This window comes from Ruegeria sp. THAF33 (assembly GCF_009363615.1).
Lineage (GTDB): Bacteria > Pseudomonadota > Alphaproteobacteria > Rhodobacterales > Rhodobacteraceae > Ruegeria.
In genome coordinates this window covers 581,634-595,235 of the sequence record NZ_CP045384.1, presented here as the reverse complement: position 1 = coordinate 595,235, position 13,602 = coordinate 581,634, and the positions used below count along the sequence as shown (strand labels likewise).

The window sequence follows — 13,602 nt, the reverse complement described above, 5'->3', positions numbered from 1 at the left end:
ATTGCATCAGGACCGCATGACGACAAGGACCTTTGTCATGATGATCGCTGATCTGGGCGACGTGAAACTGAACTATCGCATCGACGGCCCCACGGACGGTGCACCCATTGTGTTTGCCAATTCCTTGGGAACCGACCTGCATCTCTGGGACGCGGTGCTGCCATACATGCCCGACGGGCTGCACGTCATCCGGTATGACAAACGTGGGCACGGGCAATCCTCGGTGCCCCCTGCACCCTATTCGATGGGCGCTTTGGTGCGGGATGCCGAGGCGCTGCTGGATCACCTTCAGGTTCGCGATTGCGTCTTTGTCGGTCTCTCGATTGGCGGGATGATCGCGCAGGGGCTGGCGGTCAAACGCATGGACCAGATTCGTGCGCTGGTGCTGTCGAACACCGCTGCCAAGATCGCCACGCCTTCGATCTGGCAAGAGCGTATTCAGGCGGTGCGAAAGGGCGGGATCGAGACTCTGGCCGATGCCACGATGGAGCGTTGGTTCTCGCGCGAATTCCGCCGCGCCCAAAATCACCTGCCCTGGCGCGATATGATGGTCAGCCAACCAGTCGAAGGGTATCTGGGCTGCTGTGCTGCCATTGCCGGTACCGACTTTTTTACCCCCACAAGCGGCCTGCGCCTGCCCACGCTTGGGATTGCGGGCAGCGAAGACGGATCGACCCCGCCCGATCTGGTGCGGGAAACGATTGATCTTGTTCCCGGATCCCGATTTCGGCTGATCCGCCGCGCAGGACATTTGCCTTGCGTTGAGAATCCCGCGGAATACGCAGAGATCCTGACCGGATTTCTGACCGAAATCGGACATGTCTGAAGGAGAATGACAATGGCGTCCTTCCTGTTGGTCCATGGCTCGTGTCACGGCGCCTGGTGCTGGCGCGACCTGATCCCCGCTTTGGAAGCCCTGGGCCATACCGCCCGCGCCATCGACATGCCCAGCCATGGTGCAGACCCCACGCCGGTGGCCGACGTCACGCTGGACAGTTGCCGCGATGCCATTTTGAACGCCTGTACACCCGATACGATCGTCGTCGGCCATTCCTGGGCCGGCTTTCCGATCAGCGCAGCGGCCGAGGCGCGCCCGGATGCAATGCGCGCTTTGATTTACCTGTGTGCCTATGTCCCCCGGGATGGTCTTTCGATGGCGGAAATGCGCAGGCGCGGGCCGCGGCAAACCATTGCGCACGCAGTGGAAAAATCTGCGGACGGGCTTTCCTATACCGTGTCCGTGGATGCGATCCCACAGCTGTTTTATCACGATTGCCCGGACGACGTCCTGCCATACGCATACGCGCGCCTGTGTCCGCAAGCCATCCTGCCACAAGAAACACCGCTGCCTGTCGGTCCGCGCTTTGCCAAAGTTCCCAAGGCCTATATCCGAACAACCGACGACCACACGATACCGACCGAGTACCAGGCAGACATGAGCGCCTGCGTCCCCGAAAATCTTCGACGTACAATCGACAGCTCGCATTCGCCGTTTTTTTCACATCCGCAGGAATTGGCTGAGCTTCTGTCCGGACTGGCGGGCAAACTCTAGCAACCTGCCGCAACGACATGGGGTGTCCGGCGGAACTGTCTCTTTCCTCATTCGTCGTGCATGACTAGGGTGCCGCTCACAACTCATTTGTTCATGTCCCATGCGTCTGCCGTTTTTCTTCATCCTCGGCATCGTCATGATCGATGCTATGGGCATTGGTCTTGTGATGCCGATCATGCCGCAACTGATCGTCGAGGTTCAGGGCGGCACCCTGGCCAATGCGGCGATCTGGGGCGGCGTGCTGAGTACTGCGTTTGCCGCGATGCAATTCATCTTCGGCCCCATTCTGGGAAATCTGTCCGATGCTTACGGGCGCAGAACGGTATTGCTGGTGTCCTTGTTCGTCATGGCGCTGGACTACGTCGTCATGGCCATGGCGGGCAGCATCTGGCTTTTGCTGGTCGGACGTATCGTCGGCGGCATCACGGCGGCCACCCATTCGACAGCGGCGGCTTTCATGGCCGATGTGTCCGCCCCAAGAGACAAGGCCGCAAATTTCGGCCTTTTGGGCGCGGCATTTGGCGTGGGGTTCGTTCTGGGTCCGGTGATCGGCGGATTGCTGAGCGAATTTGGAACCCGCGCACCATTCTGGGCCGCGGCGGGTTTGGCGGCGCTGACCTTCTGCATCGGATGTTTCGTGATGCCGGAAACGGTGACCAATGAAAACAGGCGTGCCTTCAACTTGCGACGCGCAAATCCGGTGAACTCGCTTCGCGCCATAGCGTCATTGCCCGGCATCCGGCCGATGCTGTGGGTCTATTTCCTGTATTCGGTTTCAATCTACGTCTATCCGGCCATCTGGTCCTATTTCACGACCGAGCGCTTCGGTTGGTCCGCGCAGATGATCGGCCTGTCGCTTGGAATCTATGGTATCGGCATGGCCGTCGTGCAAGGCGGTCTGATCCGCCCGGCCATCCGGCTTTTGGGCGAGCGGGCAACAATCATCTATGGCATGATCTTTGAAATCATGAGCTTCGCCATTCTGGCCTTTCTGACCAACGGCCTGATCGCACTGCTTCTCATTCCGATTACCGCCATTGGGGCCGTCATCACGCCCGCCCTTCAGGCGATGATGTCACGGGCCACACCAGATTCGCAGCAAGGCGAATTGCAAGGTGTCCTGACTGCGTTGCATGCGCTTTCGATGGTGATCTCACCGTTGGTGATGACCAGCGTATTCGCGCAGTTCATTCGACCTGACACCCCGCTCTACCTGCCCGGCGCCCCTTTTCTACTGGCACTTTTGTTGATGCTGGCAGGGTTCCTTCTGTTTAGACGGTCCCGGCCTGTCGTAGCGTAACAACGACACGCAAATGGCGGTTTCTGCCTTGCGAGCCGCCTTTTCCCGCGCCACCGTGAACCCAACGGGAGTGAGGGACAACATGCAAAAAATCAAAGCCGCAGTCTGCCGGGCATTTGGCGAGCCACTGGTGATCGAAGACGTTCATCTGGCCCCCCCTGGCACGGGCGAGGTCGAGGTGACACTGGATGCCGTGGCCATCTGCCATTCGGACATTTCCTATGCCGAAGGCGCATGGGGAGGGTTCCTGCCAGCCGTTTATGGGCACGAAGCCGCAGGCGTGATCACAGCAGTCGGAGAGGCGGCCGGGGATTTCAAGGTCGGCGACCCTGTGGTGGTGACCCTGATCCGCGCCTGCGGGTCTTGCCCTGCCTGCGCAGGCGGGCAACCGACAATTTGCGAAACACCCTACGACACTGTCAAAGGTCCGTTGAAAACAGGCGATGGCGGCCCGCTCGAACAGGCGATGGCATGCGGGGCCTTTGCCGAAAAGGTCGTGGTAAGCCACCGCCAGATCGTCAAAATCCCGGATGACCTGCCCAAGGAACTGGCCAGCCTGCTGTCCTGCGGTGTGATCACCGGGGTCGGCGCTGCGGTGAATGCGGCAGGCGTGCGCCCCGGTCAGGACGTGGTGGTCATTGGGGCGGGCGGTGTAGGCCTGAACGCAATTCAAGGCGCGCGGATTGCAGGCGCCCGGCGGATCGTGGCCGTGGACATGACCGAAGAAAAGCTTGAGATCGCCAAAGAGTTCGGCGCAACCCACGGCGTCCTGGCCAGCTTGGATCAACCTTGGAAAGCCGCATACAGGGCGCTGGGGGGGCGCGGTGCCGATGCCGTTCTGATCACTGTCGGCGCGGTTCCCGCTTATGATCAGGCTCCGCGCTATCTTGGGCGCGGCGGCAAGGCGATCATGATCGGGATGCCACATTCCGGTGACATGGCCAGCTATGAACCCGTTGTATTGGCAGCCCTGGGTCAGGGTGTCGTCGGGTCGAAAATGGGCGACGTGGTCATTCAGCGCGACATACCTTGGATGGTGGACCTGTATAAGCAGGGGCGGTTGAAACTGGACGAGCTGATCTCGGGCCGCTGGTCTCTGGATCAGATCAACGAGGCCATCGCCGACACCAAAACCGGATCGGCCAAGCGAAATGTGATCCTGTTCGACAGGACCTGACCCACCGAAAGGATTTGGGATGAAACTTCAGGATCTAGACGTCATCGTCACCGCCCCGCCCGCTCCTGGCTGGGGAGGGCGATACTGGATACTTGTCAAAGTGACGACCGATACCGGCATCACGGGATGGGGTGAGTGTTATGCCTCGTCCGTGGGCCCCGAAGCGATGCGGCATGTCATTCAGGACGTGTTCGACCGGCATATGTTGGGAGAAAACCCCGAAAACATTGAACTCATGTTCCGCCGCGCCTATTCCAGCGGCTTTACGCAGCGCCCGGACCTGACGGTGATGGGCGCATTCTCGGGGTTGGAAATCGCCTGCTGGGACATTCTGGGCAAAGATCGCGACAGGCCGGTCCATGCGCTGCTGGGCGGCAGGATGAATGACCGGATCCGGGCCTATACTTACCTGTACCCCCTGCCCCAGCACAACCTGAACGACTTCTGGACCTCTGCCGAACAGGCCGGTGAAACGGCGGCGGAAATGGTAAGCCGTGGCTACACCGCCGTGAAATTCGACCCTGCAGGCCCCTATACCATCCGCGGCGGGCACATGCCCGCGATGAACGACATTTCCATGTCCGTCGCCTTCTGCAAGGCGATCCGCGAGGCCGCGGGGGACAGGGCCGATCTGCTGTTCGGTACCCATGGCCAGTTCAACACAGCCGGTGCAATTCGCCTGGGGCAGGCGTTGGAACCATACCAACCCCTGTGGTTCGAAGAACCTACGCCGCCGGACAATATCGAAGACATGGCCCGCGTCGCGCGCAATGTACGCATTCCGGTTGCAACCGGAGAGCGGATGACCACAAAGGCCGAATTCGGAGCCGTCCTGCGCGCCGGAGCCGCCGAAATCCTGCAACCGGCCCTGGGACGCGCAGGCGGAATCTGGGAGATGAAGAAAGTCGCCGCCATGGCCGAGGTCTTCAACGCGCAGATGGCACCGCACCTCTATGCCGGCCCGGTGGAATGGGCCGCCAATATTCATCTGGCGGCGTCCATTCCCAACCTGCTGCTTCTGGAAACCATCGAAACACCTTTCCACGATCAACTGATCAAGGGCTCGATCCGGGTGGAGAATGGCTTTGTCGCCGCCCCGGATGCTCCGGGCCTTGGGATCGATGTCGATGAAGACCTCGCCCGCGCGCACCCATATGACGGAGACGGTTTGCATCTGCAAATGCAGGAAGACCCATGCGATTACGTTGAAGGCAACGCTTTTCAAGGGGGCGCCCCGGCAACCGAGGGGTGACAATATCAATGGCCTTGATGCATATTGGCAGCACAAACGCGATATGACGGTCAGAAAGTGGCACTCAACGAAACCGAACCTCAGGCACACCCAACAGACGCTCTGCCGGACATGAAAGACAATGCTGCACGCGCGGCTGCATTTCTTAAAACACTGGCGCACGAAGGGCGCCTGATGATCTTGTGCCATCTTGGCGGTGGTGAAAAATCCGTCGGCCAACTTGAAGAGCTGCTTCAGCTGCGGCAGGCCGCAGTCAGCCAGATGCTGGCGCGCCTGCGCGAGGAAGAGTTGGTCTCGACGCGTCGGGAAGGCAAAACGATCTATTATTCATTGCGCGACGGAGCCACGGAAAAAATGATCCATCTGCTTTATGATTTGTTCTGCAACACGGACTGCTGATCGCTAATTGGACACATAGCCGGCGATCACCTGCAACAGCTTGAATGCGGTCGCCGCATCGTTTTCCACAACGGCAAGGAATTCTTCTTCTCCGATCCGCAGGCAGGAAAGCTGGGTTTCCGCCACCATGCTCAGCGCACGCGGTTCTTTTCTGATCAGGCCCAACTCTCCGACCAAAGCACCAGGCCCGACTTTGGTGATCAATTGGTCAGGCCCCTGTTCTTGCGGCAGGTACAGACCTGCTTCGCCCTCCAGCACCACATAGGCACCGTCGGTGGGTTGGTCATCTTTCAAGAACACCACCTGCCCCGGCTCGGCATCAAACCAGCGCGCGCCAAAGGCCAGCAGGCGCAGCTGACGCCGATCCAGACCCGAAAACAAGGGGGTTTGCTCCAAGGCGCGCAGTTTCCGCGTCAAATCCGCCGATGCCGCACTGTCTTCCTCCACCTCCACAGGCCCTCCGTCCGAGACCACACGACCTTGCCGGATTTCTACATACATGTCGAATGCACCGGGGTTTTCGAACTGATCATTCAGATAGACGACGGTGGTGTCCGGCAGCAGTTCACGGAGCCGTTTATAGACCGCCACCTGCGTTTTCATGTCATAGCTGGCCAGCGCATTTTCCAGAATCAGGATGTCAGGTTTCTTGATCGTCGCACGGGTAAAGGCCAAGGGTTCGGCAAATACCGCCGGAAGATTCTGACCGCCCAAAGCAACCTGCACATCATAGATCAGCTCTGTGACCAATGGGCGCGCGCCGTTTTCAGCCAGCACATCGACAATCACCTTGCGGGCTTCGTCCGAACGGGAACCGCCGATCTGGCTGACTTTTCCGAACAGCGCATTTTCCATGACCGTCAATCCGGGCGCAAAGACGTTCGGATCCAATGGGACGAAGACGTCTTGCAAACGCTCCATCAGTTTCTCGGAATGGCTGTTCCGGAGTTCGAGGATGCGATCCTTCAGTTCATCCGTGAACGCAGGCCCGATCTGCTCGGCAGAGATCACGAATGGCACCGCCAACATGTTGGCAAGCTGTTCGTCATCCAGCCCGTCCGAACCTTCTTTGCGGGTCTGGTCCACCAGATCCACCGCAATTTCATAGGTTTTTGCATCAAGACCCAGCTTTTGGAACAACGGGTGGTCGGTTCCATCGATCCCGAAGATCTGGCGCAGCATGTCGATCACATCGCGGGTCAACGCGATCAATGTCTCGTCCAGCCCCAGTTCACGCAACTGTCCGAGAAAGACCTTTTGCTGCGCAAGCAAAGCTTGTGTCACAGGAACACGTGGCGTTGCGAAAAGCAGATTTTCAGCCACAGGCAGGGCCGCGTTGTAGGTGTTCCGGTCAAAGACAAGCGCCTGTTGTTCCAGCCCGGCCTCCCGAACGGCCTGCTGCACGACCGGGCGCAGCTCGATCAGTTTCTTTGCCAATTCACAATGCTCGGCCGCATCGAAACTCTGCTCGGCGCCTCGTTGGAACAGCGCTGCGCCAAACCCCATTCCATCAATCAACTGCAACCACCAGGCACGCAGTTCTGCGGCGTCCTGAAAGCCGGCCAGAGTTGGGTCCAGCCATTCCGCCCTGAACGGATCGGCACTGTTGCCCGCCCTCAGAGTTTCAAGAAAATCCGGATCGTCCGGCGGGTCAGTCAGCGGTTTGAACCGCATCGGCATCATCACGTTGTCGCCCAGCGTACCCTGAAACATGACAGGGCGTGATGTGACATACCCGATACGCGCGGCGACAACCGCCTGATGCACCTCGGCCAGTTTCAGATCCCCGATCCGAACCTGGCCAGCACTTGGACGTATTTCCCGTGTCAGCAATTCGCCGATGGCGCGTCGATCTTCCTCGCTGGGGGCGGCGATCCCAATTGTCTTTCCGGCAGGAAAACTGAGGTCCAGATCATCAAGCACCTGATTGCCATCCATGTCGCGCACCGAAACGTGATCCAGCACGATGTCGCCGTTCAGGTGCGGCCACTCGGTAGGTTCACCTTTGAACAAGGTTTCATCATGCATTCCGGCCGGGGCAAAACGGTCAAGAACCACATCCCAGCGCAGCGACATGTCCTGGGTCTGGTTGTAATAGGTCAGCAGTTCCTTCCAAGGTGAGCTGAGATCCTTGTACGCAGCCAATGCGGCAACCAGCGCCCCCAGCGAAACCGAGCCCTGAAGCACCAACAGACCACCAACCAGATAGAACATGAACGGTGTAAGCTGCGAGATGAAGTTGTTCAGGAATTTCATGAAAAACTTCTTTTGATAGATCTCGAAACGGATGCCGAACAGGCGTCCCAATTGCTCTGAGATCATCGACCGGCGAAAACGCCAGCCGCCATTGGTCCGCAGGGTGGACGCGCCCGCTGCGTTCTCGCCGATCTGCGCCGCCAGAACCCGAACCTCCTGAATGCGTTTTTTGTTCAGCAGATTGATCTGGCGTTGCAGCTTGGGGATCAACCAGGCCTGCAAGGGTATCAGCGCCACCGCGGCCAGCCCGAACCAGACACTTTGCAGGAACAGGAAGGAAAGTATGGTGATCATTTGGCCGGCCTGAAGAACCGGCTGGCTGATCGCATCGCCCATCAGGCCGCCCATCGGCTCGCTTTCGGCGGTGATCATTGACACCATTTCACCTTGGCTTACACGCTCGAAATAGGGTTGAGGAAAGCGCAGCGCCCGGCTGATCAACTGATAGCGAAAGCGCCGCAGCATCCGTTCACTCAGCACGCCCTTCATGGTGTTGATGCGCATTTTCATCAGGCCGTGGCACAGCACGGCCGCCAGAAAGGCAAAGCACAGAACGACCAGAAAACTGGTCTGCGACATGGAATAGCCCCAGATCGTCACCTCAGAGGTGGACGACCCGATCGCGTCATTGATTATTCGTTTTGGCAACTCAAGTGTGAGGTACAGCAAAGGAAACAGCGTCGCCGTCACGGCCAGCAGGATCAGCTGTTCGCGCTTGGAGTATTTCCAGATAAAGCGGAAAATTGTGCGTTCTATGGAACCTGCCCCTGCTGCTGACCTTCGACGTGGATTAAACGCAATGCATGCAATTTCAACAGCATGAATCAAATATCATCCAGACAGGATAAGCAAATTTTTCCCTTTTGGAAAATTTCTTGACCGAATGTGAACTAGTTCATTTACGCGTGCCCGTTTTATTGCCTAATGTTGGCGTCAGAACGATATCGGGAGGGTTCTTTTGACTGCCAGTATTGGCGCAGTGTTTCTTATGCTTTGTCTTTTGCTGATCAAGCATATGTTCGCTGACTACTACCTCCAGACACCGAAGATGCTTTCCGGTCGGGGTGAGTATTTTCACTTGGGACGCGCGCAACATGCCGCTGTGCATGTTGTGGGTTCTGTCGTCGTTTTTTTGGTGTTCGGCGCGCCGTTGTCTTTTATTCTGATTGTCGGGGCGCTGGAATGGTTCATCCATTTCAATATCGATTTCATCAAGGCCAGCTATTCAGACAAAAAACGACTTGAGCCAACGCAACCCGCTTTTTGGCGCGCTGCAGGTTTGGATCAGTTGATGCACAACCTAACTTATGTTGCGATGGTTTGGGCCTGGGTTACTTTCGCCGCCGCCTGAACGGTGTCAGGCCGCGTTCTCCGATACGGCAAGCCGATAGGCCCTTAGCCACATCCGATCCAATGCGTCAATCGCAGCAGGGTCGAACCGGTGTTCAACTTCCCAATACCGACCAGAGGCTACATAATATCCAAGATCATCTTCCATTCGCTGCACACTGTGCATGGCTGCAATATCGGGAAGCGGTGCGGCCGTCAGGTCAGATATGTTGACGGATGGAAACACCAGCCGGCTTGGCGCGCTGGACAACCGTACGGTTCTGCACCCCTGAGCGGCTGCGTAAAGTCCCAGTCGGGCGGCCTTCGCTTCAAGCGAACGCAGTGTCACGTCCTCTCGCAAAGGGTCCGCAGTGCCATTTCCGTAAAAATGTGTTCGTCCCGATCCTGAATACATCATGTCGCAACCGGAAAAAGCCAGAACATCCGGCTTCAGGGCTGACAAAGCCCAATAGCCTGCCGTGAAAGCCATCGTTCCGCCGGCATAGACGAACCCGCCATAGTCATTCTGTCTTGGGACGTATTCGTCGGCAGTGACTATGTGTTGAGTGCCAAAAACTTTTCCAGGGCGGCGCTCTGCCGGGAAGTCTTCGGGGTGGATCAGGTAATCCCAGTCTTCTCGGATGCGCCACGCGTTGTTGATGGCGACGATATGCGTGAAAGGCGCGCGCGACCATGCCCGCGCCTCCAGCGCCGATGGGGCGCTGCCAAGGATCAATACGGTTGTCTTTCGGTCGGTCATGTCAGGGCCGGGCTTGTTGACAGCCACACACGACATAGACCGTTTGCGAAACGCGACTAGCCCAGAACCGAGAAACTGCTTTCCTCATTGATTGGGCGTTTGCGCGAGTAGAAGCCCACGTCGATTGTCCGCTTGATATATGGCAATTCGAACTGCAACGGTTTCGCGTCGTGATCGGCGCCACCTTCACAGTAACCGATCAGTGACGCCATCATCTTGCCCGCAATCGGCGCATTCTTGTACTGGTTTCCGCTTGAACCACAAGCCATGTAGAACCCCGGCAGGCTGGACTTGTCATAGATCGGAATCCAGTCGGTCGACGCATCATACAGGTCAACCACACCCCGCGTTTTTGATGGAATGCCAAGGCTGGGCACACGCTGCGCATACCGCATGGCCTGCGTGGTCCATTGATCGGTGAATTCACGATTGTAGTTCACATCGTCCTCGCACCACTGATGCGGATCACATTCCGGATCCTCAGATCCGACAAGGATGTGATTGCCGTGTTCCGGGCGGCAATAGCAGGCAATGTCACTGTCCGAAACGATGGTTCCGTCGTGTTCAAAATCGAACCCTTCAGGGGCTGGAACGTGCACGACCTCTTGCCGCAAGGGCCGGGTTTTGATGGTCATATCGTCCAGAACGCCGGCCATCTTGTTGATGATGGACGAACCAGGTCCTGCCACATTGACCACAACCTTGGCGTGGATTTCCTCGCCCGAGGCCAGCTTGACGCCGGAAACGCGCCCGCCCTCGGTCAGGATTTCCGTGACTTCAGCGCCGGTGCGCACCTCGGCCCCATGCAGTTTCGCGGCATCCATAAGGTTCTGGGCCGACAGGGCCGGGTCGGTGACATAACCCGCTTGAGGCCAGTACACCCCGCCCGTCATTTTGCGTCCGTTGGGTTGGCCGAATTCAGGATCGTCCATTCGTCGTGCGGGAGCAAAGCTGTCCAGCGAATAGACCGGCAAGCGTTCCAGCACTTTTTCATCTGACCATTCCTCGAACGGGCAATCCAGCTCGGACGAATTGCGCATGTGCTTTTCCAGCATCCCGTTCGCCTCGGTTTTCATGACCAGACAGCCGGTTTCGCGGAACTGCGCAAGGTTGGCGTCTTCCGGCAAGCCAAGATACTCGGCCCAGTCACGCCAGTAGTGGTAGCCTTCCCAGGCAAACGCGGTTCCATCGAATGTGGAATAATGCATCCGGATAATCGCGCAGGACCCCGCGGTAGAACCGTGCCCGACCTGAGAATTCCGGTCCAAAGACAGGGTTTTCCATCCCGCTTTGGACATCTCGAACGCAATGGCCGCGCCGATCACGCCAGTTCCAATGATGATTGCGTCTGGTTGGCTCATGTCTGGTTTCCTTTCCAAAAGCGCAGGGAATACGCGCTGAATTCTTCAACTTCCTCGGGTTTCGGCTCGACGCCTGTGAAGGCGTAGAGGTAATGCGGCACCATCGACAGCCGCATTTCGATAGGTTCATTCAATTGCGCCAGATCATAACCGATCTGCATGTAATACAGCACGCGCGCCCGGGTTTCCGCTTCGATCTCGGAATAGCCGTAGCGGGCGAACATGGCGTGCAGCGCTTCCAGCCTGCGGGCGTCCGACTGATCCAGCATACGCCGCACCTTGCCTGATTTTCGCGCCCAGTCACGTACCGCAAAATCCAGCGCAGTATCGAACAGATCGGTGTTCACCACGCACCGGTGAACGTTGCAGACGGCCGCCGTTATCGTCTCGGCCGGTGCTTCGGCCTGCGCGACCAAGGCGGCGGTGTTGGTGGCCTGCCAGCGCGCCAGCAATGCATCCAGCAACTCTTGCCGGGATTTGAAGTACCAATAGAACGACGACCGCGATACTGCCATCCGTTCGGCCAGGTTCAGGACCTTGATCTGGTCCACCCCGTCCGAAATCAGCACATCCATTGCCACGTTCAGCCAGTCGTCACGCGTGACCTTGATGTTGCCGATCAATGGTTCGGCCTCGGGGTCATCGCGATGAAGGATCGGTTTCGGGCTCATTCAACTCTCCGGCGGTGCCCCGCCCTCGGCGGTACGACGGGCAATGAACTCATGTAAATCACCTGTCCGATCATTGTCGACAGCGGGCGCCTGGAAGTCGTTCAGAATGCCTTTCCAAACATCCGTTGCCCGATGGTTTGCGTCCACAGACCCGCGTTCGGCCCAGGTGCCGAAATTGGCGTAGTCATGGACATGCGGTTGATAGAACTCAGTATTATAGCGCTCCATCGTCTGGCTTGATGCAAAGAAGTGGCCACTGGGTTCAACCTCACTCAATGCAGTTTCAAACCCGATCTCGGACGGCCCTGCCTGAACGCCCGCGCACAGTTCGGCGACCATATTCAGCACTTCCGCATCGCAGACCAGCTTTTCGAAGGAAACCGTCAACCCGCCTTCCAACCAGCCTGCGGAGTGGATGATCACCGTTGCACCGGCCATAAGGCATCCCCAAAGGCCAAACTGGTTCTCGTTTGCGGCCTGTACGTCGTTTGTGTTTGACGCCGATCCGGCAGCCGACCGCCAGGGCAAACCAAGATGCCGCGCCAGTTGGCCCGCAGCCAGTGATGCCTGAAAGTGCGACGGTGTCCCAAAGGCGGGCGCGCCGGACTTCATGTCCACGTTACTGGTGAACGTGCCATAACAGACCGGCGCACCAGGATTGGCAAGTTGGGTCAAAGTCAGCGCGGCAAGGGCCTCGGCATGAGACAAGGTGATCGCCCCGGCCACGGTGATCGGCGCCATCGCGCCCATCAGGGTAAAGGGTGTGATGATCGACATCTGACCGTGGCGGGCAAAGTCGATCAGACCTTGCGCCATCGGGATATCCAATGTGCGCGGGCTGTTGGTGTTGATGATCGTATAGCAATGCGCGTTGCCCCGGAACGCATCATCCGAAAGACCGCGTGCCGTGGTCAGCATCTCAAAACAGTCCATCACCTGCGGCGTCCCGCGCGAGAAGAAGAACGGAAACTTGTCCGTCAGTTCCATCTGCGCCCGAGTCGTGAAGTAATGACGCAGATGGGTCGGCACATCCTGCGGCTCGACCTGTGGCGAAATCATCTGGAACACGTCGAAATGATGCGTGAGCTTCAGAAACTCCAGATAATCCTGACCTGTCGCCGGGCGCCGACCACGTTCAAGATCGGTTGCGTTCGGCGCGCCGGCTCCGGGTTGAAACACCAGCGAGCCCAGTTCGAGAGTAAAATCGCGACGCCGCGAGCCGGCGCGACAGGCGATGGATTTGGGCGCTGACGCGACTGCGGCTTCAACCATCTCGCGCCCGATAAACACCATCTCAGTGTCTTCATCCACCCGCGCGCCGCCCTGTTTGAACAGTTTCCGCGCCTCGGGCAGCAGGGTCTTTACCCCCAACTCTTCCAGTGTCCGCAAGGCGGTGTCATGCATATCCGCGATCTGATCGGCCGGGAACACTTCCATATGTGGGAAAGGGTTCCTGAGCTGGCGATAGTTCACATCGCGACCGGGCTGCGGGGCGGCTTCAGCCCCCCGCCCCCGCCGTCGGCGCCCGCGCTCTGCAGCAGTCAT

At 58.3% G+C, this 13,602-nt stretch carries 12 protein-coding genes; 7 read left to right on the top strand and 5 right to left on the bottom strand.

Going from position 1 to position 13,602, the window contains the following annotated elements:
- Positions 1–37: 37 nt before the first annotated feature.
- From pcaD to FIU92_RS03015, 6 genes are all read left to right on the top strand, one after another.
- Positions 38–826: a 3-oxoadipate enol-lactonase gene (gene pcaD, locus FIU92_RS03040; RefSeq protein ID WP_152459823.1), complete on the top strand. Its 789-nt coding sequence runs from the start codon at positions 38–40 to the stop codon at positions 824–826.
- A gap of 12 nt (positions 827–838) precedes the next feature.
- Positions 839–1,552, top strand: coding sequence for an alpha/beta fold hydrolase (locus tag FIU92_RS03035; protein ID WP_152457150.1), 714 nt, complete (start codon positions 839–841; stop codon positions 1,550–1,552).
- Positions 1,553–1,652: 100 nt separating this feature from the next.
- A complete protein-coding gene (locus FIU92_RS03030) occupies positions 1,653–2,852 on the top strand; it encodes a TCR/Tet family MFS transporter (RefSeq protein WP_152457149.1) in 1,200 nt (399 codons plus the stop codon).
- An 82-nt stretch (positions 2,853–2,934) separates the two neighbouring features.
- On the top strand, positions 2,935–4,029 hold the full coding sequence (locus FIU92_RS03025) for a Zn-dependent alcohol dehydrogenase (RefSeq protein WP_152457148.1): 1,095 nt from the start codon (positions 2,935–2,937) through the stop codon (positions 4,027–4,029).
- 19 nt (positions 4,030–4,048) lie between these two features.
- Positions 4,049–5,281: a mandelate racemase/muconate lactonizing enzyme family protein gene (locus FIU92_RS03020; protein ID WP_152457147.1), complete on the top strand. Its 1,233-nt coding sequence runs from the start codon at positions 4,049–4,051 to the stop codon at positions 5,279–5,281.
- A gap of 111 nt (positions 5,282–5,392) precedes the next feature.
- A complete protein-coding gene (locus FIU92_RS03015) occupies positions 5,393–5,680 on the top strand; it encodes a helix-turn-helix transcriptional regulator (RefSeq protein WP_152459822.1) in 288 nt (95 codons plus the stop codon).
- 3 nt (positions 5,681–5,683) lie between these two features.
- On the opposite strand, the gene FIU92_RS03010 is transcribed toward FIU92_RS03015, so the two are convergent.
- The gene (locus FIU92_RS03010) at positions 5,684–8,680 is read right to left on the bottom strand and encodes a cyclic nucleotide-binding domain-containing protein (RefSeq protein ID WP_172978520.1); all 2,997 of its coding nucleotides are present in this window, start codon (positions 8,678–8,680) and stop codon (positions 5,684–5,686) included.
- A gap of 244 nt (positions 8,681–8,924) precedes the next feature.
- On the opposite strand from FIU92_RS03010, the gene FIU92_RS03005 reads away from it, so the two are divergent.
- The gene (locus tag FIU92_RS03005; RefSeq protein ID WP_371419740.1) at positions 8,925–9,287 is read left to right on the top strand and encodes a DUF3307 domain-containing protein; all 363 of its coding nucleotides are present in this window, start codon (positions 8,925–8,927) and stop codon (positions 9,285–9,287) included.
- 6 nt (positions 9,288–9,293) lie between these two features.
- Here FIU92_RS03005 and FIU92_RS03000 read toward each other — a convergent pair whose 3' ends face one another.
- Genes FIU92_RS03000 through FIU92_RS02985 form a run of 4 tightly spaced genes read right to left on the bottom strand, consistent with a single transcriptional unit; the run spans position 9,294 to position 13,602 of the window.
- Complete coding sequence (locus tag FIU92_RS03000; protein ID WP_152457145.1) at positions 9,294–10,025, bottom strand: hypothetical protein; 732 nt, start codon at positions 10,023–10,025, stop codon at positions 9,294–9,296.
- 56 nt (positions 10,026–10,081) lie between these two features.
- A complete protein-coding gene (locus FIU92_RS02995; RefSeq protein WP_152457144.1) occupies positions 10,082–11,386 on the bottom strand; it encodes an FAD-binding oxidoreductase in 1,305 nt (434 codons plus the stop codon).
- A complete protein-coding gene (locus FIU92_RS02990; RefSeq protein ID WP_152457143.1) occupies positions 11,383–12,057 on the bottom strand; it encodes a TetR/AcrR family transcriptional regulator in 675 nt (224 codons plus the stop codon). The genes FIU92_RS02995 and FIU92_RS02990 overlap by 4 nt, the downstream gene beginning before the upstream one ends.
- The gene (locus FIU92_RS02985; protein WP_152457142.1) at positions 12,058–13,602 is read right to left on the bottom strand and encodes a trimethylamine methyltransferase family protein; all 1,545 of its coding nucleotides are present in this window, start codon (positions 13,600–13,602) and stop codon (positions 12,058–12,060) included.